The sequence below is a fragment of the Micromonospora sp. R311 genome, from assembly GCF_056780015.1.
The window spans coordinates 145,582-168,193 of the sequence record NZ_JBSWCE010000014.1; the positions used below are offsets into that span (position 1 = coordinate 145,582).

25 protein-coding genes are annotated in these 22,612 nt (G+C 72.1%); 17 read left to right on the forward strand and 8 right to left on the reverse strand.

Translation table 11 applies throughout. The features are described 5' to 3' along the window. The first annotated feature begins 15 nt into the window (after window positions 1-15). On the forward strand, window positions 16-765 hold the full coding sequence (locus tag AC1WTP_RS14455) for a YoaK family protein (protein WP_481649758.1): 750 nt from the start codon (window positions 16-18) through the stop codon (window positions 763-765). Between the two features lie 56 nt (window positions 766-821). On the opposite strand, the gene AC1WTP_RS14460 is transcribed toward AC1WTP_RS14455, so the two are convergent. Further along, window positions 822-1,565 (reverse strand): N-acetyltransferase, encoded by a 744-nt coding sequence (locus AC1WTP_RS14460; RefSeq protein ID WP_481649759.1) that lies wholly within the window; start codon window positions 1,563-1,565, stop codon window positions 822-824. Window positions 1,566-1,638: 73 nt separating this feature from the next. After that, complete coding sequence (locus tag AC1WTP_RS14465) at window positions 1,639-2,562, reverse strand: hypothetical protein (RefSeq protein WP_481649760.1); 924 nt, start codon at window positions 2,560-2,562, stop codon at window positions 1,639-1,641. 131 nt (window positions 2,563-2,693) lie between these two features. Here AC1WTP_RS14465 and AC1WTP_RS14470 point away from each other — a divergent pair, with 131 nt between their 5' ends. The 8 genes from AC1WTP_RS14470 to AC1WTP_RS14505 all read left to right on the forward strand — a co-directional run bounded on the left by AC1WTP_RS14470 (window position 2,694) and on the right by AC1WTP_RS14505 (window position 10,223). Continuing rightward, window positions 2,694-2,840 carry a hypothetical protein gene (locus tag AC1WTP_RS14470; RefSeq protein WP_481649761.1) on the forward strand — a complete coding sequence of 49 codons (147 nt, stop codon included), beginning with the start codon at window positions 2,694-2,696 and terminating at the stop codon, window positions 2,838-2,840. A gap of 338 nt (window positions 2,841-3,178) precedes the next feature. Further along, complete coding sequence (locus AC1WTP_RS14475; protein WP_481649762.1) at window positions 3,179-4,279, forward strand: TolB-like translocation protein; 1,101 nt, start codon at window positions 3,179-3,181, stop codon at window positions 4,277-4,279. 30 nt (window positions 4,280-4,309) lie between these two features. Next, window positions 4,310-4,615: a hypothetical protein gene (locus tag AC1WTP_RS14480; protein ID WP_481649763.1), complete on the forward strand. Its 306-nt coding sequence runs from the start codon at window positions 4,310-4,312 to the stop codon at window positions 4,613-4,615. A gap of 330 nt (window positions 4,616-4,945) precedes the next feature. After that, window positions 4,946-5,254, forward strand: coding sequence for a hypothetical protein (locus tag AC1WTP_RS14485; protein WP_481649764.1), 309 nt, complete (start codon window positions 4,946-4,948; stop codon window positions 5,252-5,254). A gap of 225 nt (window positions 5,255-5,479) precedes the next feature. Beyond that, window positions 5,480-6,235 (forward strand): siderophore-interacting protein, encoded by a 756-nt coding sequence (locus AC1WTP_RS14490; RefSeq protein WP_481649765.1) that lies wholly within the window; start codon window positions 5,480-5,482, stop codon window positions 6,233-6,235. Window positions 6,236-6,265: 30 nt separating this feature from the next. Continuing rightward, window positions 6,266-7,096, forward strand: coding sequence for an ABC transporter ATP-binding protein (locus AC1WTP_RS14495; protein ID WP_481649766.1), 831 nt, complete (start codon window positions 6,266-6,268; stop codon window positions 7,094-7,096). Window positions 7,097-7,131: 35 nt separating this feature from the next. Further along, window positions 7,132-8,115, forward strand: coding sequence for an ABC transporter substrate-binding protein (locus AC1WTP_RS14500; RefSeq protein WP_481649767.1), 984 nt, complete (start codon window positions 7,132-7,134; stop codon window positions 8,113-8,115). 5 nt (window positions 8,116-8,120) lie between these two features. Then, window positions 8,121-10,223, forward strand: a complete 2,103-nt coding sequence (locus AC1WTP_RS14505; protein WP_481649786.1) for an iron ABC transporter permease — start codon at window positions 8,121-8,123, stop codon at window positions 10,221-10,223. 43 nt (window positions 10,224-10,266) lie between these two features. On the opposite strand, the gene AC1WTP_RS14510 is transcribed toward AC1WTP_RS14505, so the two are convergent. Beyond that, the gene (locus AC1WTP_RS14510; RefSeq protein ID WP_481649768.1) at window positions 10,267-11,481 is read right to left on the reverse strand and encodes a cyanophycinase; all 1,215 of its coding nucleotides are present in this window, start codon (window positions 11,479-11,481) and stop codon (window positions 10,267-10,269) included. A gap of 241 nt (window positions 11,482-11,722) precedes the next feature. Here AC1WTP_RS14510 and AC1WTP_RS14515 point away from each other — a divergent pair, with 241 nt between their 5' ends. Together AC1WTP_RS14515 and AC1WTP_RS14520 are read left to right on the forward strand one after the other, a co-directional pair. After that, window positions 11,723-12,823, forward strand: coding sequence for an aldo/keto reductase (locus tag AC1WTP_RS14515; protein WP_481649769.1), 1,101 nt, complete (start codon window positions 11,723-11,725; stop codon window positions 12,821-12,823). A 137-nt stretch (window positions 12,824-12,960) separates the two neighbouring features. Continuing rightward, window positions 12,961-13,566 (forward strand): TetR/AcrR family transcriptional regulator, encoded by a 606-nt coding sequence (locus AC1WTP_RS14520; RefSeq protein ID WP_481649770.1) that lies wholly within the window; start codon window positions 12,961-12,963, stop codon window positions 13,564-13,566. Between the two features lie 44 nt (window positions 13,567-13,610). Here AC1WTP_RS14520 and AC1WTP_RS14525 read toward each other — a convergent pair whose 3' ends face one another. Together AC1WTP_RS14525 and AC1WTP_RS14530 are read right to left on the reverse strand one after the other, a co-directional pair. Further along, window positions 13,611-15,179 (reverse strand): amidohydrolase, encoded by a 1,569-nt coding sequence (locus tag AC1WTP_RS14525; protein WP_481649771.1) that lies wholly within the window; start codon window positions 15,177-15,179, stop codon window positions 13,611-13,613. A 70-nt stretch (window positions 15,180-15,249) separates the two neighbouring features. After that, entirely contained in the window at window positions 15,250-16,281 is a 1,032-nt protein-coding gene (locus AC1WTP_RS14530; RefSeq protein ID WP_481649772.1) for an RNA polymerase subunit sigma-70, read from the reverse strand. Between the two features lie 95 nt (window positions 16,282-16,376). Here AC1WTP_RS14530 and AC1WTP_RS14535 point away from each other — a divergent pair, with 95 nt between their 5' ends. Next, a complete protein-coding gene (locus AC1WTP_RS14535; RefSeq protein WP_481649773.1) occupies window positions 16,377-16,748 on the forward strand; it encodes a nuclear transport factor 2 family protein in 372 nt (123 codons plus the stop codon). A gap of 207 nt (window positions 16,749-16,955) precedes the next feature. On the opposite strand, the gene AC1WTP_RS14540 is transcribed toward AC1WTP_RS14535, so the two are convergent. Then, entirely contained in the window at window positions 16,956-17,249 is a 294-nt protein-coding gene (locus AC1WTP_RS14540; protein WP_481649774.1) for a hypothetical protein, read from the reverse strand. 731 nt (window positions 17,250-17,980) lie between these two features. Between AC1WTP_RS14540 and AC1WTP_RS14545 the strand changes: the two genes are divergently transcribed. The 3 genes from AC1WTP_RS14545 to AC1WTP_RS14555 all read left to right on the forward strand — a co-directional run bounded on the left by AC1WTP_RS14545 (window position 17,981) and on the right by AC1WTP_RS14555 (window position 18,949). Continuing rightward, window positions 17,981-18,205, forward strand: a complete 225-nt coding sequence (locus AC1WTP_RS14545) for a hypothetical protein (RefSeq protein WP_481649775.1) — start codon at window positions 17,981-17,983, stop codon at window positions 18,203-18,205. 218 nt (window positions 18,206-18,423) lie between these two features. Continuing rightward, window positions 18,424-18,627 carry a cold-shock protein gene (locus AC1WTP_RS14550; RefSeq protein ID WP_481649776.1) on the forward strand — a complete coding sequence of 68 codons (204 nt, stop codon included), beginning with the start codon at window positions 18,424-18,426 and terminating at the stop codon, window positions 18,625-18,627. Between the two features lie 100 nt (window positions 18,628-18,727). Then, window positions 18,728-18,949, forward strand: coding sequence for a hypothetical protein (locus AC1WTP_RS14555; RefSeq protein ID WP_481649777.1), 222 nt, complete (start codon window positions 18,728-18,730; stop codon window positions 18,947-18,949). A 1-nt stretch (window position 18,950) separates the two neighbouring features. Here the strand turns inward: AC1WTP_RS14555 and AC1WTP_RS14560 are convergent, their stop codons facing one another. After that, a complete protein-coding gene (locus AC1WTP_RS14560; protein ID WP_481649778.1) occupies window positions 18,951-19,709 on the reverse strand; it encodes an NADPH-dependent F420 reductase in 759 nt (252 codons plus the stop codon). Between AC1WTP_RS14560 and AC1WTP_RS14565 the strand changes: the two genes are divergently transcribed. Then, complete coding sequence (locus tag AC1WTP_RS14565; RefSeq protein WP_481649779.1) at window positions 19,681-20,118, forward strand: winged helix-turn-helix transcriptional regulator; 438 nt, start codon at window positions 19,681-19,683, stop codon at window positions 20,116-20,118. The two genes, AC1WTP_RS14560 and AC1WTP_RS14565, sit on opposite strands and share 29 nt — an antisense overlap. 195 nt (window positions 20,119-20,313) lie before the next feature. Here the strand turns inward: AC1WTP_RS14565 and AC1WTP_RS14570 are convergent, their stop codons facing one another. Continuing rightward, window positions 20,314-21,414, reverse strand: coding sequence for a carboxypeptidase-like regulatory domain-containing protein (locus AC1WTP_RS14570; protein ID WP_481649780.1), 1,101 nt, complete (start codon window positions 21,412-21,414; stop codon window positions 20,314-20,316). 471 nt (window positions 21,415-21,885) lie between these two features. Between AC1WTP_RS14570 and AC1WTP_RS14575 the strand changes: the two genes are divergently transcribed. After that, window positions 21,886-22,530 (forward strand): alpha/beta fold hydrolase, encoded by a 645-nt coding sequence (locus tag AC1WTP_RS14575; RefSeq protein ID WP_481649781.1) that lies wholly within the window; start codon window positions 21,886-21,888, stop codon window positions 22,528-22,530. The last annotated feature ends 82 nt before the right edge of the window (window positions 22,531-22,612 follow it).

Consider the following 22,612-nt stretch of genomic DNA (forward strand, 5'->3'; position numbering starts at 1 on the left):
TGAGGATGGCTGACAGTGCTGAGAACACTGCCACGCGTCAAGCGCCCGAGAGCCGTGCGGGGAGAGCGACCGGATCTGCTGCGGCGGCGGCACGCCCTCGTCGTCGTGCTCACCTTTCTGACCGGCAGCGCCGACGCCCTCGGCTTCCTCACCCTCGGTGGGGCCTTCGCCAGCGTCATGACGGGCAACATGGTCCTGCTCGGGCTCTCGGCGGGCCGCGGCGAAGTCGAGCTCGCCCTGACCTCAGGCAGCGCCATCGTGAGCTTCATCGCCGGTGTCCTCGCGGGCGCGCGTCTCGCCGGCTCGGCCCGGCCTGACGACCCGGTCTGGCCACGGCGGGTCACCGCAGCGCTCGTCCTGGAACTCCTGGTGTTCGTCGTGTTCCTCGTCGTCTGGGAGGTCAACCTCCCCAACCACTCGGAGCACGTCGATCTCACCCTCCTGATGCTGTCGGCAGCGGCGCTGGGCGTGCAGAGCAGTGCCGTTCAGCGGTTCGGGGTGCCGGGCCTTTCCTCCACGTACCTGACCGGCACCCTCACCAGCCTGATCGCCGGCGTCGCCGCTCGAAGCCCCTGGCACAGTCTGCGGCCGAAGGCGCACGTCCTGCTGGCCCTGATGACCGGCGCCGCCGTCGGTGCGCTCGTTGCCGTAAGCCTGCCCGCCTGGGCGCCGGCACTGCTGATCGTGCCCCTCGTGTTCGTGATCGCGGTCTCCGCGCGGATGGCGGAGCGGACCTCCCCGGACGTCAAGGCACGCCCGTCCTGATCCGGTGTGCGAACGGAACCGGCTACTCGACGGGGCCGGCGCCGGGTGCGGGGCCGCTACAGCCGGTGACGGACCCAGACGTTGGGCTCGACGTAGACGGCGTGGTCGTGGGCCACGTCGCAGTGCACGGGCACCAGGGCGCCCGGCACGTGCACCGGCCCGCTCGCGTCGAACGGCAGGCCGGTCCAGCGGCGCCAGTCGGCGAGAGTCCCGCTGATCATCATCGACCGGGGGGCGACGCGTTCGATGCGCCCGCCCGCGCGCACGTGCACCCGCAGCCACGGGTCGACCGGCAGGCCGTCCTCCCGCACCTGCGCCGCGTACTCGGTCATCGGCAGGTCGGGCCGGGTGTGCTTGCCGTTGGGCCGCACCGGCGCGACCAGCGTGTCGTAGCCCAGTTTCGCCACGGTCTGCCGCATGGCGCCGAGCATCAGCGCGGACAGACCGGCGCCGCGCCGGTCGGGGCGGATGCAGATCTCCAGCGCCGAGACGATGTTGGGGGTGGCGCCGGCCAGGCGGTTGATGCTGGCCCGCTGGATCACCCGGTCCCAGCCGCCGTCGGGCAGTTCCGGCTCCGTCCAGCGCAGCGGCACGGCGTACGCCTTGGCGACGGCGCGGCCGGGCTCGGCGGGGTCGACGGCGGCGAACACGAACTCGGGGTACAGGTCGTGGGCGACGCCGTAGTACACCGGGCCCATCGGATCCCAGAGCATGAACGGCGGCCACGCCCCCTCGAAGTCCTCGTCGAGCAGCGGTGCCAGGTCCGGGCGGTCCGCCAGGGTCGCGATGTCCAGAGCCACGGCCGAACCGTAGAGCGTCGGGCCGGCACGCGCACGTCAATTACCTGGCCCGGCCCGCGCGCGGCAGCTCCACTCAGCGTCGCCGCCAGCCCCAACGGCGTGACCCGGTCCCACCGGCGGCGCGCTCGCGGGACAGCATCTCGGTGGCGACCCGGAGCTTCAGGGCGGGTTCCGCGCCGGCCGGGCCGAGGGTCCCCACCAGCCGGTTGCCCAGCTTCAGCACCGTGCGGGCCCGGTCGAAGTCGCGGATCAGCACCAGGCACTGCGCGTACACGCCGTAGGTGTTGGCCAGCTCCCAGAAGCTGAGCGGGCGGGCCGGGTCGAGCAGGCCCTGACGCAGCTCGCAGGCGCGCGAGGCGGCCAGCGCCGCCTCCGTCGGACCCTCGTCGCCGGCGGCCCCGATCAGGGCGAGGTGCAGCAGTGCGGTCGCCTGGTTGTGGTAGGCCGTGCCCATCGCCTCCCGCGTCCGCGGGCCGGCGGTCTGCGGCGAGCCGACCGACAGCAGCCCCGCGGCGATCGCCCGCTCCAGCAGCTTGACGCGGGCGGCGGGTTGCCCGGCCGCGAAGGCGATCTCCGCGACGTCGACCACGGCGGTGATCAGCTCGGCCAACGCCTCGTCCCGGCGGGGCGCCGTCGGGTCCTGACTGGTGCCCCGCGCCGCGTCGTTGAGCTGCTCGAAGACGGTCACCGCCTCGCGGCCGGGAGTCATCCCGGGCCCGGGCCGGCCCCGCGCCGACAGCAGCATCGCCCGACGCCACAGCGCGCGGGCCAGTTGGCGCCGGTCCTCCGAGTCGACCGGACCGGGATGCCGCGTGGCGTCCCGATAGGCGTCGATCACCTTGACCCAGAGCCGGTCGGCCTCCGTCCACATGTGCTGGCGGGTGGAGTACTCGCGTGCCTGATCGAACAGCCGTTTCCGCTCGCCCGGTCCCATGTCCGCACCGCCCTCCGCCGTCGTCACCCGGGACGCGGCGGTCCGCGGGCGATGAATCGTCATCGATCCTAGGGCGGGGCGACAAGGCCTCGGGCCTGAGCTTCGCCGTTTTCCAAGGTCGAATCGCTGCCGCCGGCCGCGCCGATCCCCAGATGGTCCGCATCCGCTCCGCGACCACAGGTGCTTCCCTTCGGGTGCCCGAGCTGCATGCGGTGATGAAGAGCCACGGATCCCACGGCGATCCGGAGGAGTGCTCCGGCGCCTACGAACGCCGCTACGACGGACCCGACGGTCACGACGCGCCCCACGTCGAGATCGACGACGAAAAGTCGGCTCGCTGAGAGAGGGCGAGGGATCGTTTATCGGGAGCTGCGTGAGCGGCACGCCGTCGCCCGTTTCGGTGCAGTGAGCCCGCCAGCCCTTCCGCCCTGTGCGTTCCCGGAAGACCACGTAGGCAACCCGCCGGCTGACGACAGCGGCCGGGAAGACCGATATCCTCGAAGATCACGATTGGGCCCCGATCGGGAGTCGGGCCCGACCGGGCCGTTGACGGTCCGGTGCATCTCCCGTGTGCTGTGCGCGGGCAGGACGCCCGGATCGGGGGGGCACGACGATGGAATCCACGGCACCGGGGCCGGCACCCGTTACGCCGCCGGGACCGCACCGACTCCGGGGATGGTTGGCGGTCGCGGTGGCCGGGGTGCTGGTCGGCGGGGCTGCCGGGGTGACGGTCTGGCGGACGAGCGCCACCCGGTCACCGGCATCCGCCGAGGTCGCCGCCCCGGTCACGGCCCGGGAACTCCTCGCCGGGCTGCCCGGCCGGCTGCTGCCGCCGGCCACCCCGACCGCCCTGCCCACCGACCGGGCCGTGGGACGGGGCGCCCTGCTCTACCAGGTCGACGACCCCGATGGCTTCGACGTGGCGACCGGCGCCTTGCCTCGACGGCCGATGTACCTGGTGACCGCCTCCGGTGAACAGTTCGGCGTCGGGATGGCGGCCGCCATGGGCGCGTTCAGTCAGGCGCTCTCCCCGGACGGGCGGTGGTTCGCCCAGCGCAGAGACGGGCAGTGGTGGATCCGCGACCTCACCGGGATCACCGAGCGGGCCGTCCCGCCCGGGTACGAGTTGCGGCAGTGGTCGACCGACGGACAGGCGTTGCTGCTCGGGCAACCCTCCGGCGCCGGCGAGGCGTACGCAGCGTTCACCCTGCCCGGCGGGAAGCTGCGCCCGCTGGCGTTGCGCGGGACGCCGGGCCGCCGGATGCTGGCGTTCCTGGACGGGCGTGAACTGGCCACCGCGGAGTTCAACCTCGGCCCGAACGCCCGGCCGCACAGCCAGCTCACCATCGCAGTTCAGGACGTCGACGGACGCACCGCCCGCTCGGTGTCGCTCGCCACCACCCAACAGGTGGGCCCCGGCGACATCCGCAACGCGCTCGTCCCGCTCGTGCGCGGCGGCGGCGATCCGCCGGCGGTGTGGGCTCTGGTCACCCGGCCGGAGGACGTCCCGACCGGCCAGCCGGAGGGGACGCGGGCGGTGCCTCCCATGACGTTGGTCGGGGTCGACCTGCGGTCCGGCCGACCGGCCGGCCGGATCGACCTCGTGGTGCCCGGGGGTGGTGAGGGCGAGAGCTTCCTCGGTCTCGCCGGCACCGAGATCCTCCTGCAACGCTGGACCGCGGTCGGCGGTGAGCTGGTCGCCGCCGACCCGGCCACCGGCCGGCGTCGGGTGCTGACCGCGCTGCCCGACGGTGCGCGAGTGATCGTCCCCGGCGAATAAGGGGCCGGGGCCCAGACCGATGCTGTTGACGTGACAACGCCCGGAAGGAAGCGGCCAGGGCGGCGCGACCCCCGCCGCGTACGCCTGTCTGCTCCCTGGCCGCAGCCTGGCCGCACCCGCCCCGTCGCCGACCTGGCAATCCTGCTGGGCAATGCCCGGATACCACCAGTCGAACAGGCCGACCGCCTCACACTGATCGATCGCTGGCGCCACTTTCTCCTCGATCAACCGGTTCTCGTTCGTCCCGGCGAGACGATCTGGCAGAAAGACGGCCACCTCGTGGTACGGCGGCTCGATGGGCGAGTGGACGCCTACCCCGGCTGCACGAACCGCTGAGCCTCACGGCCGGTCCGATGGCTGAGCTCCTTCGCCACCGGCTGATCCACCTGCGTCTAAGCCGGCGGCGGGGGAGGGGTGTCACAGGAATGGGAGCCGAGGGGCGGTCTGGATGTGCCATCCACGGGCCGGTAGTCGCACGGCCCAGCGGTCCCGAGCCGGCACGAGACGTAGTTGGGCCGGCCGTTCACAGCAGGCGTTTCGGGTGTCACGACAGGTTGAGCGTGCACGCCGTCGATCAGCCGTGTTATGGCAATACCGGCCGTCAGCAGGCTTGATCTCTGCGCGGCGCGGCCACGTATGGTCGGTGACCCGCGCCAAGGAGGGCAGATGGAGACATGGCGCTTCGTGGCCGGTGTCTTGATGAGTCTGACCATGGGCCTCATCGGTGTCGCTCTGGCAGCCAACTTTCGAGGCGTGACGGAGTGGCACGTGCGCCGGTCGATGGTCACCGCCAGCGTGCTACGGCGAGTTCCGCCCTGGCGCTGGCTACCGGACGCGCGGTACGACAAGCGTCTGGCGCGTTTCGTTCTGCTGGAACGGGTGATCGGCGTGATCTTCGCTGCGGCCGGCGTCATGATCCTGGTCGTTCTCGTTCACGGCAGCCTGTCCGGCCGGCCGATGCCGTCGAGCCGATGAGGAAGCCGCGCGCCTCTGTGGACCTCCCGGACGAACGGTCCGCATCTGGTTCGCAAGAGGCCGGCGGACGGTGGTCGAGCATGCCGTCATCCAGCTCGATGCCGGACATCGGTTATGCCTCCTGGTACATCCCGCGCCTCGGCTCATGGTGCTACGGCTCTCGCCGCTCCCCAGGACCGCGAGGTTAGGTTACCCTCGCCTAACTTCGGAGCCCTGGAGGCGTGTGTGAAGAGAAACTGGGAAGCCCTCGTGCTCAAGGCCATGGGCGGCAAGGACTTCAAGCTGACCGTGCTCGACTCGGAGCCGGTGAACGGGCACTACCACCGCCTCCTGATCGACGGGGGAGGGTTGCTCGAGACCTGCGGGGTGCACCCGACGATGTGGATCCGGATGTGGTTCGACAACGACGGCCGCCCGCACCAGCGGGCGTACACCCTGGTTGACCCGGACCCGGCCACCGGACGGTTTCACCTGGAGTTCGCGTTGCACGACGGGTGCGCGGCGCGCTGGGCCACCGCGGCCCGGCCCGGCGACACCATCGTCGCCACCGTCCAGGGCAGCGCCTTCACCCTGCCCGACCCGACGCCGACTCACCTGTTCCTCGCCGGCGACGCGGCCTCGCTGCCGGCGGTCAACAGCCTGCTCGACGCCGCCGCCACCATCCCCGCAACCGTCTGGCTGGAGTACGCCCACGAGGGCGAGAAGGCTCTCGCGCCGCGCGCCCGGGGCCACCACGAGGTGGTCTGGGTGCCCCGCCGCGACGGCGGGCGGCACCTGGTGGAAACCGTCACCGCCGCGATCCCGTCCGCCCCGGACGGCGCCTTCTACTGGGTGGCCTGCGAGGCGGCCAGCACCCGCGGCATCGTCAAGCACGTCCGCAAGGGCCTCGGCGTGCCCAGGCAGCGGGTCGAGGCGCTCGGCTACTGGAGCGCCGCTGAGCCCGGTGGCACCCGGCGCGGGTGGGCGGACCGGGCAGCTTGACACGTTTGAAGGTTAGGCTAACCTAAGCGCGTGTTGAGCGACCGAGCCTTGCCCCGGGACGAGAGTCTGCGCGGCGTCGACCTGCACCTCGGCTACCACGGCAGCACCGTGGTGCGGGGCGCGTCCATCGCCTTGCGGCCGGGGTCGGTCACCGCGCTGGTCGGCCCGAACGGCAGCGGCAAGTCCACCCTGCTGCGGGCGCTGGCCCGACTGCACCCGATCGGCAGCGGCGCGGTGCTGCTCGCCGACGGCACCACCGCCGCCGGGCTGCCGGCCCGGGAGTTCGCCCGCCGGGTCACCCTGCTGGCCCAGAGCCGGCCGGTGCCCAGCGGCGTCACCGTACGGGACGTGGTCGGCTACGGCCGCCACCCGTACCGGGGCCGCTGGCGGGCCGACGACCCGGACGGCCCGGCCGCCGTCAGCCGCGCGATGGGCGTCACCGGCGTCACCGCCATGGCGGACCGACCGGTGGACGAACTCTCCGGCGGCGAACTGCAGCGGGTCTGGCTCGCCACCTGCCTGGCGCAGGACACCCCGGTCCTGCTCCTCGACGAGCCGACCACCTTCCTCGACCTGCGCTACCAGGTGGAGATCCTCGACCTGATGCGGGATCTCGCCGACGACCACCACGTCGCGGTGGGGGTGGTCCTGCACGACCTCAACCAGGCCGCCGCCGTCGCCGACGAGGTGGTGCTGCTGCAGAAGGGCCGGGTGCGCGCCGCGGGCACCCCCGCCGACGTCCTCACCGAGGATGCCCTCACCGAGACGTACGGCATCCGCATCGAGGTGAGCACCGATCCGGTCAGCGGAATCGTCACCACCCGCCCGGTGGGCCGGCATCTGACCCGCCTGCCGGCCTGACCGACCAACCCAACCCGTACCCGAGAAAGATCACCATGACCCGTACCCGTGTCACCGCCCTGGTCGCCGCGGCGGCCGCGCTGCTGCTCAGCGCCTGCGGCACCACCGAGAACACCGCCACCCCGGCGGCGTCCAGCTCCTCCGCCAGCGGCCCGGTGACCGTCACCGACAGCCGCGGCAAGCAGGTCACCCTCAAGGCACCGGCGACCAAGGTCGTCGGCCTGGAGTGGGGCGAGGTCGAGATGCTGGTCAGCCTCGGCGTCATGCCGGTCGGCGTCGCCGACCCCAAGGGCTACGCCACCTGGGTCAGCGCCGCCAAGCTCGACGCGGGCGTCAAGGACGTCGGCACCCGGGCGGAGCCCAGCGTCGACTCGATCGTCGCCCTCCAGCCCGACCTGGTGGTGATGGAGGAGGGCCGGGGCGGCACCCTCATCACCCAGCTGGAGAAGTACGTGCCGGTGGTGGTCACCAAGGGCAGCGACGCCAAGGACAACCTCGGCCGGCTGCGGTCGGACCTGAACATGATCGCCCAGGCGGTCGGCAAGACCGCGGAGGCGCAGAAGCTCCTCGCCGACCTCGACGCCGCCATCGCCGACGGCAAGAAGAAGATCGCCGACGCCGGAGCCGCCGGCCGGCCGTTCGCCTTCGCCGACGGCTGGAAGGAGGGCAGCACGATCAGCATCCGGATGTTCGGCCAGGGCTCGTTCGTCTCCCAGCTCGGCATCCAGCTCGGCCTGACCAACGCCTGGACCGGCAAGACCGACGAGGTGTGGGGCCTGGGCCAGAGCGACGTCGAGGGCATGACGGTGCTCAAGGACCCGAACCTGCACTTCTTCTACAACGCCTCCGACGGCGACGACGTCTTCGCCGACGGCCTCGCCGGCAACGCCATCTGGAAGTCGCTGCCCTTCGTCAAGCAGGGCAACCTGCACCGGATGCCCGACGGCATCTGGACCTTCGGCGGCCCGCTCTCCGCCAAGCAGTTCGTCGACCACTTCGTGAAGACCTACACGGTGTGACCACGCTGAGCGCACCCCCGCGCCCGGAGCCGGCCACCCGGCCGGCTCCGGCCGGGCCCCTGTCCACGCCCCGCGTCCTCGGGGCCTTCGCCGCCGCGATCCTGCTCCTGGTCGTGGTCGCGGCGGTGCACCTCACCCAGGGCACCTCAGGAATCGGCGCCCTCGACCTGCTGCGGCTCGCCACCGGTGGCGACGACGAGGCGGCCCGCGTCCTGGTCGCCTCCCGGCTCCCGCGTCTGCTCGCCGGGCTCGCCATCGGCGTCGCGCTCGGCTTCGCCGGCGCCGCGTTGCAGTCCATCGCCCGCAACCCGCTCGCCTCACCGGACACCCTCGCCGTCAACGCCGGAGCGCACCTGGCCATCGTCGCGGTCGCCGCGTTCGGCATCTCGCTGCCCGTGCTGCCCGCGGGCGGGCTCGCCCTGCTCGGCGGGCTGGCCGCGGCCGCCCTGGTGATGGCGATGTCGGCCGGCGGCCAGTCGAACACCACCCGGCTCATCCTGGCCGGCTCCGCCACCGCGCTGGCGCTGAACTCGGCGACCATGCTGCTGCTGATCCTGTTCGAGCAGGCCACCATCGGCCTGTTCGCCTGGGGCAACGGCTCCCTGGTGCAGAGCGACCTGGACGCGCTCACCCAACTCGCCCCGGTCATCGGCGTCGCCGTCGTCGCCCTGGTCCTGCTCGGGCACCGCCTGGACATCCTCGGCCTCGGCGACGACACCGCCACCGTGCTCGGTCTCGACGTCCGGCGTACCCGGCTGATCGTCACGGTGCTGGCCGTCCTGCTCTCCGCCGCGGCGGTCACCCTCACCGGCCCGGTCGGCTTCGTCGGGCTCTGCGCGCCGGTCATCGTCCGGCTGCTCGCGCCGCTGGTCCCCGGCGTGCACCGGCACCGCGTGCTGCTGCCGCTCTCCGGCCTCGCCGGCACGATCATCGTGCTCGGCTCCGACGTGCTGCTGCGGGCCGTGATGGGCGCGCAGGCCGGCGTGGACATCCCCACCGGCGTCGTCACCACGCTGTTCGGCGCGGCGATCCTGATCTGGCTGGCCTGCCGGCACCGCGACGCCGGGCCGACCCGCCGCCCGCCCGGCGGCCACGCGGCGGTCCGCTCGGCGAGCTTCCACCGGGCCGTGGTCACCTGCTGCGCCCTGATCGCCGTCGCCGCGGTCGTCGTCGGGATGCTCGCCGGCGACACCTGGGTGCTGCTCGGCGACGTCCTCAACTGGCTGCAGGGTCGCACCGGACCCGCGTACACCTTCGTGCTGGACCAGCGGTGGCCGCGCGTCGCCGCGGCGGCGCTGGCCGGCGCGGCGCTCACGGTGGCCGGCACCACCGTGCAGGCGGTCTGCCGCAACCCGCTCGCCGAGCCCGGCATCCTCGGCATCACCGCCGGCGCCGGCCTCGGCGCGGTCTCGCTGCTCACCTTCGTGCCGCTGGCCGGCGTCTGGGCGGTCTCCGGCGTCGCCGGGGTCGGTGCGATCCTCGCCTTCGCGCTGGTCTACGGCGCGGCCTGGCGCGGCGGGCTGAGTTCCGACCGGCTGGTCCTGATCGGCTTCGGCGCCTGGCAGGGCGGCATGGCGGTGATCACGTTCCTGATCGTCGCGTTCGACCCGTGGAACACCGGCAAGGCGCTGACCTGGCTCTCCGGCTCCACCTACGGGCGGACCTCGACCCAGGTGCTGCCGGTGGCGATCGCGCTGCTGGTGCTCACCCCGGCGGTGGTGGCCGCCCGGCGGGAACTGGACCTGCTCGCCCTCGACGACGACACCCCGCGGGTGCTCGGCGTCCGGCTGGAACGCACCCGGCTGGTCGCGCTGGTCGCCGCGGCGCTGCTCACCTCGACCGCCGTGTCGGCGGTGGGCGTGATCGGCTTCGTCGGCCTGGTCGCCCCGCACGCCGCCCGCGCGCTGGTCGGCGGGCGGCACACCCGGGTGCTGCCGGTCGCCGCGCTGCTCGGCGCGGTGCTGGTCAGCGTCGCCGACACCCTGGGCCGCACGGTCATCGCCCCGGCGCAGGTCCCCGCCGGCCTGGTCACCGCGTTGATCGGCACGCCGTACTTCGTCTGGCTGCTGTGGCGCTCCCGCGCCGTGGTGTCCCCGAGCGCCCGCTGACCGGTATGCGCCCGCGGGCCTCCGCGCCCGGGACGCGACCGGCTCAGCCGGCCTGGATCGACACGGCCAGGTCGGTGAACGACGCGGCGACGCTCCCGTCCCGGGTGTACGCCGCGAACGCGGAATCCTTGGTCAGGCCCACCACGAACGGCGGCGCGTCCTCCGCGGTCGTGCCCGTCGTCGCGGTGGACCGGCCGGCGTCGGCGAGGTCGAGCGCCGCGCCGAGCAGCGCGTACGAGCCGAACACGTCCGCCGACGGTGCCCCGGCCGGCCGGTCGTCCGGGGTCAGCGGCGCGCTGGCGGCGGCCTTGGTGACCTGCCAGCGGCCCGGACTGTAGCTGTCGCCGTCGGTGAGGTAGCTCCAGCGGACACCGCTGATCGACCAGTGCCCGCCGACCTGGCCGACCTGCGCCGCGCGCAGGTCGAGCACGGACACCCCGTTGCTGCCCACCACCCGGGCGGATTCACCGGCGGTGCCCGCCCCGGTGACGATCAACGCGGTGTCCTCGCCGACCCCGTGCACCCGGTCGTGGCCGGTGTCCGCGGCGAGCCGGATCGACCGGCCGGTCCGCCCCCGGGCGTCGAAGTGGGTGTCGACCAGGCCGGAGGTGAAGAAGCCGAAGCCGCCGGCGGGCCAGTAGCCGAGGACCTCGTCGGTGTCGAAGTACCCGGGCTGGGCCCCGTCGCGGACCCCGTGGTAGCTCACCCCGCCGGTGATCATGTCGGGGCCGGCGAAGATCTGCATGCCGGCGCTGGTGCCGGCCACGGGCGCGCCGGCGAGGAACCGCTGCCGGACGGCGGCGAGCACCGCGCCGTCCGAGCCGTCCGGGTGCATCATCGACTGGACGTAGCGGAACTGGTCGCCGCCGGCGAAGAAGAACCCGGTCATCGAGGCGGCCAGCGCGGCGTGCTCCGGGTCGTCGCCGCTGCCGTCCCGCTTCACGTTCACCGGGATCCAGGTCACCTCCGCGGCCCCGTGCCGCTTGAGGACCTTGCCGACCTGGTTGGCGCTCCAATGCGGGGTGGCCGACGAGGCGCTCAGCACGCCGATGCGGGCCTGGGCGGCGCCGGCCTGCCGAACGAACTCGCCGTAGACGGCGCTGTTGTCGTCCGCGAGCGCGCCCCCGACCAGCATCATCACGCCCGGCCCGGCGTCCGGCCCGGCGGGGGCCGCCGACGCGGCCGACGGCGGGAACGCCGCCGCGGCGGCAGTGACGACCAGGGCGGCGAGCAGCGGCAGGAACCTGGGCCGGGTCATGCCCGACGCTAAACAGCTCGATCCGCAGGCGTCAAGCTCCGTCGATGCGCCCCTGCCGCGGGAGGGTGGCGAACCGGACCTGGTCGAGGCCACCTCGCGGTCGGTCGCGGCGGCTCTCGGTGGGCGGGGAGCGGCCGACGACCGATTTCTGGACTTGCCGGTCCATTTCCGTCGAGCCACTGTATGGACCAGGCGGTCGGACCCGGGCCGGTCGCGGAATTGGCGGACGAGCGATCTGGAGATGCACGTGAGGCACGACTACTACCTGCTCGGCCGGTCCGGACTTCGGGTCAGCCGGCTGGCACTGGGCACGATGAACTTCGGCACCGCCGGTTTCCACGCCGCGTACGGCAGGAGCGAGGCGGAGGCCGAGCCGATCTTCCGGCGCTACCTGGAGGCGGGGGGCAACTTCATCGACACGGCGGACTTCTACACCGCCGGCGAGAGCGAGCGGATCCTGGGCCGGTTGATCGCGTCGGCCGGGGTGCGGGACCGGCTGGTGCTGACGAGCAAGTTCACCAACAGCATCGATCCGAGCGACCCGAACGCCAGCGGCAACGGCCGCAAGCACCTGATCCGGGCGGTGGAGGCGTCGCTACGCCGGCTCGACACCGACTACCTCGACCTCTACCTGTTGCACACCTGGGACCGGATCACCCCGGTCGAGGAGGTCGTGCGCACCTTCGACGACCTGGTGCGGGCCGGCAAGATCCGGTACGCCGGCCTGTCGGACGTCCCGGCCTGGTACGCGGCCCGGGCGCAGAGCGTCGCCGAGGCGCACGCGCTGACCCCGATGATCAACCTGCAGTTGCCGTACTCGCTGCTGGCGCGCGGTGTCGAGCCGGAGTTCCTGCCGATGGCGCAGTCCCTGGGTCTGGGGCTGACCGCGTGGAGCCCGATCGGCGGCGGCCTGCTCACCGGCAAGTACCGGCGGACCGAGGACGGTCTGACCGGTACGGGGCGGCTCGGCGGCGCGGGCGCCACCGGGCGACCGGTCACCGACCGGGACTGGCGGGTGATCGAGGCGGTGGAGAGTGTCGCCGCCGAGCTGGGCCGGAGCATGGCCCAGGTGGCGATCAACTGGGTGGCGACCCAGCCCGCCGTCGGTTCCGTGATCATCGGGGCGAGCGGCCCCGAGCAGGTGGACGGCAACCTGGCCGCGCTCGACTTCGAGATCCCGCGGGAGTTGCGCGGCCGGTTGGAGCAGGCCAGTGCCGAGCCGCTGGCGGCGCCGTACTCGATGTTCACCCCGACGTACCAGTCCTGGATCGTCAGCCCCGGTCTGGGTATCGGCGACAAGCCGGCCGGCTACGCGCCGCCGGTCTTCAACGGCGTCGACTGACGACTATCCGCCCGACACGGTCACGGCGTCGTCCCGCGGGACGACGCCGTGACCGCGCGGGGCACCCCACTCGACGTGGCACGGCACCACCGGCGTGTCGTTACGGTGGACCTGCACGTCTGATCACCGGAGGCCGGATGACCCACGCGTTGACCCGCAAGGGCGAGGCGACCCGAGCGCGGATCGTCGCCGGCGCGGCCGCCGAGGTGCGCGAGCGCGGCGTCGACGAGGTACGCCTCGAGGACGTGATGGCGCGTAGCCGCACCAGCAAGAGCCAACTCTTCCACTACTTTCCCGGCGGCAAGGAGGAGCTCCTGCTCGCGGTGGCCGAGCACGAGGCCGACCAGGTGCTCGCCGACCAGCAGCCGATGCTCGGAAACCTCACCTCCTGGCCCGCCTGGCAGGCGTGGCGGGACCGGCTGGTCGCCCGCTACCTGGAGCAGGGCCAGACCTGCCCGCTCAACGGTCTGCTCGGCCAGGCGAGCCGCCGGTCCCCGGCGGCTCGGGCCGTGGTCACCGGGCTGATGCGGCGCTGGCAGGACGAGATCGCCGACGGCATCCGGCACATGCAGTCGATCGGCGAGATGGCCGTGGACGTGGACGCCGACCGGGCCGCCGCGGCCCTGCTGGCCGGCATCCAGGGCGGCGTACTGCTGCTGCTCAACACCGGAGAGATCGACCACCTCGAGGCCGCCCTCGACCTCGCCATCGACCGCCTCCGCGGGCCGCTGCCCGCCGCGTGACGCCGGGCCCGCATCCCGGGCAGCGCTGCCCGGGGGCGCGCTGGTCACCCGCGTTGCCAGCGGACCTCGCCGCCGACGACGGTGGTCAGGACCGTGGTGCGCAGCACCGCGTCCGGCGACTCCAGGAAGGGGTCGGTGTCCACCGCGATGAAGTCGGCGAGCATGCCGGGCGCGAGGACGCCCTTGCGGTCCGCCTCGCCCGCGGCGTACGCCGCGCCAACGGTGTGGGCGGCGAGGGCCTCGGCCATGCTGAGCCGCTGTTCAGGCTGCCAACCACCGGCGGGCGTCCCGTCCGGCCGGGTACGGGTCACCGCCGCGTACAGCGCGGCGAACGGGTTGGGGTGTTCGACCGGGGCGTCGGAGCCGAAGGCCAGCGCGACGCCGGCGTCCAGCATCCCCCGCCAGGCGTACGAGGCCAGGTCGTGCCCGGCCAGCAGGGCGTCGACGAGGTCGATGTCGCTGGTGCAGTGCACGGGCTGCATCGAGGCGGCGATGCCCAGCCGGGCCATCCGGGCCAGGTCGCCGGCCCGCAGGTGCTGGGCGTGCTCGATGCGGTGCCGCAGCCCGGGCGTACGGCCGATGGTTTCGTAGGCGTCGATGACCAGATGGTTGGCCTGGTCGCCGATGGCGTGCGTGGCCACCGCGATCCCGGATTCCGCGGCCCGGGCGAAGAGTTTGACCAGGTCCTCGTACGGCGTGACGGCGATGCCCACGTTGCCGTGCTCGCCGGCGAAGGGCTCGCCCATGTGGCAGGTGTGCGAGCCCAACGCCCCGTCGCTGAAGATCTTCACGGGCCCGGTGCGGAACCAGTCGTCGCCCTGCCCGGTGCGGCGGCCCTCCGCGATCGCCGCCTCCAGGTGGACCAGCGGGATCGCCTTGTGCACCCGCAGCTTCAGCTCGCCCGCCGCCCGCAGCTCCAGGTACGCCGCCCGGCAGTCCTCGCCGTCGATGTCGTGCACACTGGTCAGGCCGAGGGAGAGCAGCTCCTCCTGCCCGGCGCGGAGCTGGTCGCGCAGGTCGGGGGAGACCATCAGGTCCCGCAGCGGGCGACAGGCCGACTCGCGCAGGATGCCGGTCGGTTCCCCGGTCGCGTCCCGGACGATCTCACCGCCCACCGGGTCGGGAGTGCTGGCGCCGATGCCGACCAGGCGCAGGGCCGCCGAGTTTGCCCACACCGTGTGGCCGTCCACGCTGGGCAGCGCGACCGGCAGCTCGGGGCAGACGGAGTCCAGCGCGTACCGGTCCGGCTGGGCCGGCGGATCCCAGGTGTTGCTGTCCCACCGGCCGCCGAACAGCCAGGCGCCCGGCCGCAGCCGCGCCGCGTGAGCGGCCACCCGGGCCAGCGCCTCGTCCAGGGAACCCGCGTCGCGCAGGTCCACCGCGTCCAGGCTCTGGGCGTACTGCGCGGTGTGGATGTGCGCGTCGTAGAGCCCGGGGAGCACGGCCGCGCCGGCCAGGTCGATCAGCTCCGCGCCCGGTCCCACGGCGGCGCGCACCTCCGCCTCGGTGCCGACGGCCAGCAGCCGCTCGCCCCGCACGGCCATGGCCTGGGCCACCGGGTTGCCGCTGTCCCCGGTGCGGATGGCGGCGTTGCGGTACACGCGGATGCTCATGTCACCTCAAGGGCTCGCAGGCGGGGGTGGCCATCACTGTAGGAGTGGGGCCGGGAAGTCGGAAGAGTCGTCACACCACCTCGACCCACGTCCGGTGCACGTCGACTCGGGCCAGCTGAGGCAGCCCGAACCGGTCGAACAGCCGGTTGTCCAGGAACCGGGTCATGCCCCCGATCCCGCCACCGTTCAGGGTCAGGACCATGACGCCGGCGGGCCGGCCGACCGGCTCGTCGGGCTCGGCGAGGTAGCAGCCGTACGCCGGCTGCCGGTTCGCCCGGGTCGGCACCAGCAGCAGGCGCCGGTCGCCCTGCCAGGCGCCGCTGACCCGCAGGAAGGACGCGACGGCGGCCGGCCCGTGGTACTCGTGCGGCGCCGGCGGCATGGCCAGCCACGCGTCGTCGGTGAGCAGCCCGAGCAGGCCGTCGAGGTCGCGGGCGATGAACGCCGCCGCGAACCGCCTGGACAGCTCCTGCTCCTGGGATGAGCCGGCAGCCACCCGGTGGCTGGCGGGGCGGCTTCGGTCCAAGGTGGCCCGCGCCCGCTGGAGCGCACCCTTCACCGCGGTCTCGGTGGTGTCGAGCATCCGGGCCACCTCGGCCGCGGAGTAGCCGAGCACGTCGCGCAGCACCAACGTGGCGGCCTGGCGCGGCGGCAGCCGCTGGAGCCCGGCCACGAACGCCAGCTCGACCGACTCCCGAAGGCCGTAGCGCGCCTCCGGCCCGGGCGCGTGGTCGGGCGCCTGGTCGAGCAGCGCGTCGGGGTACGGCTGCAGCCAGGTGACCTCCGAGCGGCGGGTCGGTTCGGGCGGCCGGAACGGCGGTACCGGCGCGGGCGGGATGCGGCGGGCGCTGTCCCGGATGGCGTTCAGGCAGCGGTTGGAGGCGATGCGGTACAGCCAGGTCCGCAGCGAGGCCCGCTCCTCGAAGCCGGCCAGGCCCCGCCAGGCCGCCAGCAACGCCTCCTGCAGCACGTCCTCGGCGTCGGTCAGCGACCCCAGCAGCCGGTAGCAGTGCAGGTGCAGCTCACGCCGGTACGGCTCGACCAGATCCCGGAACGCCCGCTCGTCACCGGCTCGGGCGCGAGCCAGCAGTACCTCGGTCACCCTCGGATCCTGCCACGCCGGACCGTTCCGTTTCCGTCTCGCCGGGTGTCAGTACCGGCAGAGAGACCCGACCCGACCATGCACCTGGAGTTGCGATGACCGATCAGCACAGTCCTGCCCTGCGCGTGGCGTTGGCGTACCACCGTGCGTGGACGAGCAGGAACCTCGACGAGGCCATGGCGTACATCGCCGACGACGTGGTGTGTGACGCGCCGGCGGGCCGGATCCAGGGCGCCGAGGCCTACCGCGCGTTCATGGCGCCGTTCGTGCAGTTGCTGGTCAGCGCCGAACCGGTCGCCGCGTTCGGCGACGAGGAGCGGGCCGTGCTGGTGTACGACACGACGACGACGCTGGTGGCGAGCGGACCGGCCGCCGAGTGCGTCACCGTGCGGGACGGCAGGATCGCGTACAGCAGGTTCATCTTCGACCGGCTCCCGTTCCAGCTGGCCCGGTCGACGACTGCCTGACGTGCCCTGAAGGTGTGCGCCCAGAGGCCCGGCCATGTCCTGCCTCGCGGTTGGTGACCGGGTGCGGCGGGAGGCGTGCCCTGCCTCCCCGCCCCCGGTCCCGGCCGCCCGGGCCCCCGGCCACCACGCACGCTGGCGTCGCGGAACGCCGGGTAGTACTCGTGCAGCAGCGATTCGCAGCGCGGCGGGCTGCGTCAATCCAGGGAGCTACGGTGATCGCAGGGGCGCGAGCTGCACGGTCCAAGTCCGGGCTGTCCCGACGACCGCGATTGCCCGGCAGAGGAGGTCGCAGCCCAGCTGCGGACTTCCTTCTGCGAAGCCGCGGTTGATGAAGCTGATCGCTTTCGGGTGGTCACCCGCTTCAAGAGCATTCTCGAGCCCGGTGGCCAGGACCGCGGCGAGCGCCGCGTGAAAACTGTCTGCCCCTCTTTCGCGGAGGGTCTTGGCGGGCTCGCGCAATGGTGACGGAGAGACCGCGGGCGGGGCTAACACGAAAGTCATGTCCTTCTCCGTGGTGTCGGTGTTGCTCGGTCAGGCCCGCCAGATCGGCGCCCACCTGCCGCGGCCGTGCCGCAACGGCCCCGTCGTACCGCGCTGGGCGGGATTGGCTGATTGTTGTCGGCAGGTAGCGGCTGATGACCCGGGCATGATCGCTGACAGGACGCCAACGCGTCGTTGTGCCTGGGGCAAACGTCTCCCGAAGGGCCGCCTGAAGGGGATGACCCGCCACTGGACGCCAGCCATGCCTCCGATCATGACGGTTTGCCTCACGGCGTCGCTGGTCGTCGCCTGTAACGGACGCGGCGTTGTCCGTCAGCAAACTGAAGTGTCGGTGGCGATCGGATGGTCTGCCAACGCTCGGCCCTCAAACCTCGAAGTTGTCCTGTGGACACTGCCGAGACCTGGGCAGCACGCCCGGTAGGCGCTGGCCCGCCAACGATGTCGACGAACTGATCCACCACCCACTCTACGCGCACTACCCGCAGCGGTGCCGCTGCCAGCTCAGGGTGCTGACTCCAGCGATGAATGTGGCTCCCTATCGGCGAGGATCGACACGACCCGTCTCGTGTCCATTGTCAGGTCCGCCCGGGTGTGGTCCATCGTCCGAGCCTCGCCTGTGTCGGCGACCTGCGACCAACAGCAGCGTCGCTACATCTGGCTGGGCGAGTCGACCAAGGAGCCCGCGACAGCGCCACTGCACCTGGCGTCCCCACTCGACTAGCTTCTACGACATGGCAACTACGGTGCTACGCGTCCGGCTCATCGGCGGCGACCGCATGGACCTCACGTACGACAAACCGGACGTCTCCGGCGAGGACGAGCTTGTGGAACACGTGATCTCGACACTGGCGCAGGATTCGGGAGTGCTGCGCACCAAACACGGTGATCGGCTCGTCGTACTCTACGGCCGAGGCGTCGCAGCGATCGAAGTTGCGCCTCGCGGTGCAGTGCTGTGACGGAGGCCGTTCGCATGGGGCTGGCGGCGGCCGCCGGATTCTGTGTTATGGTTGCCCGGTTGCAGTTTTGATTTCCGTAGACGTTTCGGCGCCTGATGGGTTAACCAAAACCCATCCAGGTGCCTTTTTCGTTTCGTGTCGTTTCCGACGCGGCTGATCAACGCGGCGGCGCGCGAGTCCGCACAGTGCGGTCTCCAACAGCCTGCGAAGGAGCAGACATGGCTACAGGTACCGTGAAGTGGTTCAACGGCGACAAGGGCTTCGGCTTCATCAGCCAGGACGGCGGCGGCGCCGACGTTTTCGCCCATTTCTCGGCGATCTCCGCGAGCGGCTTCCGTAGCCTTGCGGAGAACCAGCGGGTGGAGTTCGACATCACCCAGGGCCCGAAGGGCCCGCAGGCGTCGGACATCCGCTTGCTCTGATCCACGCTTTGCCGCGGCGGCCCGACTGGTTCAGCGGGCCGCCGTTCGGCGTTCATCTATCACAAGATGAGATGTCCTGCCGGCACCGAGGGCAGCGGCGATGGACGCCACTGCGGAGACGGCCACCACCACGCGGTTGCACGCCCTGGACAACGAGGTGACCGCGGTCACCGCGCCATCGACCGGCGCGCAGACTTGTTCACCGAGCCGGGCGTCGAGCGCGGCGGTACCCGGCGCATCGCAGAACATGCTGCCCGCGAACTCAATGACGAGCCCGGTCGTCGTGGCCGGGGAGAACGTCGTGAACTGCGCCGCCGAGTGAATCAACGATGTGGCACCTCTGCCAGGGAGGGGAACGCGGCGCGCGGCTGCTGGCCCGCCCACCACAGCCCGATCGCGAGCGCCGCTGTCGCCTCCAGGTACGCCGCCCGCGCCAGCCCGCCGCAGGGCGCAGGAGTGCAGCCGATGGACCTGATGAGGTTCTCCGTCGCCGCGGCTGCCTCGGCCTGGTCGGCGCAGTAGGGAACGGCCAGCGGTACGCCCTCGAAGGTTGGCGGACGCAGTGTCCAGATGCTCACGTGGCAGAGGTTGAACGCCTTGACCACGTGCGCGTCGGGCGCGGCAGTTGCCAGTTGCCGCGCCATAGACATGGTGCGACTGGTGCTGAGCATCAACCCGTTGCTGGTCGGTACGACGGGGTTGGTGCAGTCGATGACCGTCCGACCGGCGAGATTCCCGGCGAGGCCGCACACCAGTTGCGGCGCGTCTGCCGCCGGGACAGCGACGAGGATGACATCGCCGTGGCCCGCCGCGTCCGCTAAGTTGCCATGCCCGGCGGCGCCAATTCGTCCGGCGGTCTGCTTCGCCCGCCCCTGATTCCGGCCGCCGATCACCACGTCTTGGCCGGCCGCAGTCCACGCGCCGCCGAGCGCCGCAGCCATACCCCCCGTGCCGAGTATGCCGATCTTCATCCGCCTGCTCCGTTTCTCGCTCTGCGGCGGCTCGGTACACCGCCGTGCAGGACGATAGGCAGGCCGATGCACACCGAACGGTGTGCAATACACCGGGCAGGATGAACGCATGGGTAATCGCGCCGACCAGCTCGACGCCTACACCTCCGACTGCCGAGCCCGCGTGGCATTCGAGGTGCTCGCCAACCGCTGGGACAGCGTCGTTGTCTTCACGATCGCCGCGCACGGTCCGATGCGTCCGGCGGTGCTCATCACCCGGATCGGCGGGATCAGCCCCAAGGTACTCAACGACGCGTTACGCCGGCTGGAGTACAACGGCCTGGTGGAGCGCCGGCCGTTTCCGGAAGCGCCACCGCGGGTGGACTACGCGCTCACGGAAGCGGGCGCCGCGCTGCTGGAGCCGATGCAGGCGATGGGTGCCTGGGCCACCCGGTACGCCGATGCGGTCCTTGACGCCCAGGAGCGGTTCGGGGCGCGGAAGACGTCCATCCGGCCCGGATCCGCTCGGCGTCGCCGCTGAAAGCATCCCACCCACCAGCGAGCCCGAGGTGGCACCCACAGTGAAGGCGCCCGACCGCAGACCTCCTCGTACGGCTGGCGGCACGCTGAACTCGGCAAAGTCGTGCCTCCGTGACGCGCGATCCAGCACACCGCCGAACTTCCACTACCGCAAACGACTCAGCACGCTCGGAAGCTACGAACCGCCGCAACAGTATTAGGGGGCCGGCCGGCCGTATGGGTCGTGGCTGAGCTGCTGGATGTCGCCCTGCTGGGGCCCGCTGTACGGGCCGGGGAACCCGTCGGCCGGCGGCCTCGTGTGCAGCACCGCGGTCGGTGCGTCGCTCATGCCCGCTCCGGCCGGCGCCGTCAGCTGAGTCGCCGCGTACGGAGCCGGCTTGTCCGGCGTGTTCCGGCGGCGGTTCACCATCAAGGCCAGTGCGCCCAGGCCGGCGGTGACCAGCAGGCCGCCCAGGATGAACGGCAGCGAACCGCTGCCCTCGTTGCTGACAGCTTCGAGGGCGGGGGGTGTCGCCGCGGCTACGCTGGTCTCCGGCTCGACAGCCTCGTCCGCTGCCGCCGTTGCGGTGGGCGACGGCGGGGTCGTGGCGGGCGCGGCCACGGCGGCCAAGGTCAGCCGCACGCTCGCGGTGTCACCGGCGGAGCCCTGTACGGTCGTGCGGGTGGTGCGATAGCCGGCCAGGGCCGCGACGACCGTGATCCGGCCCTCGGCGATCGTCTTGCCGGCGCCCGACTTGATCGAGAACCGGCCGCTCCGGTCGCTCGTCGTACGGTATTCGTGCCCGGCGCTGTCCCGGACGGTCAGGGCCACGCCGCCGATCGCCTTGCCGCTGGTGTCGCGGACCTGGCCGGACACCCGGTCCACCTGGGACGACGGCTTGTCCGCACCGGGTTGCGGCGCGTCCGCGCCGGGTTGCGACGTGCCCGGGCCGTGAATGTAGACCATCTTGTAGTCGAAGCTGTTCTGCCCGCCGAGCCGTACGGCGACCGAGATGTTGAGACCGAGGGTCTCGCCCGCGCTCACCTCGGGCGCGACAACGGTGGCCTGGAAGTCCTGGCTCTGGCCGGGTTTGAGGTTCGGCTCCGCCCGGCAGCCGGTGGTGCATTGCAGGCCGCCACTGACCACCACGATGGCCGTTTCGGCCCCGCTCCCGTTGTTCGTGACGCGGAACTGAACGCGAACCTTGTCGCCGGGCTTCACGTTCTCCGCCGACACGCTCAGGATGCTGATGGGTGCCGGGGCGCCCGCCACGGGTGCCGCGGACACCGCGAGCGTCCCCCCGGTCAGCGCGATCAATGCGGCGGCCCGGGCCCATCGGGCACGTAAGCGCGTCGTCACTTCCTACCACCCTCTCCACGGGCAGGCGACATCGGCCGATGACGCCGCGGGACACTATGCCCTGTCGGGGGTGGGTTGCGCGACTCGCGGGCCCCCTTCCCGGCCTCTCGCAGGGGGAACCCGATGCCCCGACCAGGAGCCTCGCCTGTGCTGTCCTACCCGTCCACGATCTCGTTGTCCAGCCGAACGCTCACCGGATGTTCTTTGAGTGGTTGCTTCCGCTCAGGTGGATCCTCCAACCACTGCCGCGATGATGGTGGCTGGCAACGGTTATCCAAGCCCGCGCCGTCAACGGCAGATCCGGTCGATGCGGGAACAGCGCTGATGCGCGAGGCGCCATCTTGCCGGGTGAGGTCTTCGGTGGCTGACCTGGTGTAGCGAACCGGGCCGCGCCGCTGGCTGTCGTACCCGTGTGTGAGGCTCCGGGGCGTGGCGACTTTCGTTCTGATCCACGGCGGCGGGGGCAGCGCCTGGGACTGGCATCTTCTGGTCCCTGAGCTGGCCATCCGGGGTCACGACGTGGTGGTGCCGGAGCTGCCGATCGAGGACAGGTCTGCGGGGTTTGCCGAGTTCTGCGAAACGGTCGTCACCGCGATCGGCGACCGAAGCGACCTTGTGGTCGTCGGACACTCGTATGGGGCGTTCACCGCGCCGCTGATTGCCGACAAGCTGCCGGTGCGGCTGATCGTCCTGCTCACGCCGATGGTTCCGCAGCCCGGTGAGAGGCCCGGGGACTGGTGGGACAACACCGGTCACCGCGGCACGGAAGGGCTCAGCGAGGAGCAGCAGTTCTACAACGGCGTACCGGCCGAGATTGTCGAGGAGGCTGCGGCGCATGGCCGGGAGCAGGTCAGCGCGGAGTGGAACGAGCCGTGGCCTCTGGACGCCTGGCCGGCCGTGCCGACGAAGGTGCTCATCGCCCGTGAGGACCGGTTCTTCCTGGCGGACTCCCAGCGTCGGGTGGCCGCCGACCGGCTCGGCGTCGCCCCGGATGAGATCGACGGTTGCCACTCAGTGGCGCTCAGCCACCCGAAGCAGCTCGCCGACCGGCTGACCGCGTACCTGCTGCACTGAAGGCGCTAGTGCGGTGGCCACTAACGTTCGCCGGGTTGGTCAGGGCCGGGGAATTGTCGTAGGGGTGGTGTTGGCTGGGGTT

Coding starts and splice junctions, on each gene's coding strand:
- AC1WTP_RS14555 (WP_481649777.1), top strand. CDS start 18,728: ATGGACGCCACTGCGGAGACGGCCACCACCACGCGGTTGCACGCCCTG.
- AC1WTP_RS14465 (WP_481649760.1), bottom strand. CDS start 2,562: ATGACGATTCATCGCCCGCGGACCGCCGCGTCCCGGGTGACGACGGCG.
- AC1WTP_RS14540 (WP_481649774.1), bottom strand. CDS start 17,249: ATGACTTTCGTGTTAGCCCCGCCCGCGGTCTCTCCGTCACCATTGCGC.
- AC1WTP_RS14520 (WP_481649770.1), top strand. CDS start 12,961: ATGACCCACGCGTTGACCCGCAAGGGCGAGGCGACCCGAGCGCGGATC.
- AC1WTP_RS14515 (WP_481649769.1), top strand. CDS start 11,723: ATGCACGTGAGGCACGACTACTACCTGCTCGGCCGGTCCGGACTTCGG.
- AC1WTP_RS14525 (WP_481649771.1), bottom strand. CDS start 15,179: ATGAGCATCCGCGTGTACCGCAACGCCGCCATCCGCACCGGGGACAGC.
- AC1WTP_RS14550 (WP_481649776.1), top strand. CDS start 18,424: ATGGCTACAGGTACCGTGAAGTGGTTCAACGGCGACAAGGGCTTCGGC.
- AC1WTP_RS14535 (WP_481649773.1), top strand. CDS start 16,377: ATGACCGATCAGCACAGTCCTGCCCTGCGCGTGGCGTTGGCGTACCAC.
- AC1WTP_RS14545 (WP_481649775.1), top strand. CDS start 17,981: ATGGCAACTACGGTGCTACGCGTCCGGCTCATCGGCGGCGACCGCATG.
- AC1WTP_RS14510 (WP_481649768.1), bottom strand. CDS start 11,481: ATGACCCGGCCCAGGTTCCTGCCGCTGCTCGCCGCCCTGGTCGTCACT.
- AC1WTP_RS14485 (WP_481649764.1), top strand. CDS start 4,946: ATGGAGACATGGCGCTTCGTGGCCGGTGTCTTGATGAGTCTGACCATG.
- AC1WTP_RS14500 (WP_481649767.1), top strand. CDS start 7,132: ATGACCCGTACCCGTGTCACCGCCCTGGTCGCCGCGGCGGCCGCGCTG.
- AC1WTP_RS14560 (WP_481649778.1), bottom strand. CDS start 19,709: ATGCGTTCATCCTGCCCGGTGTATTGCACACCGTTCGGTGTGCATCGG.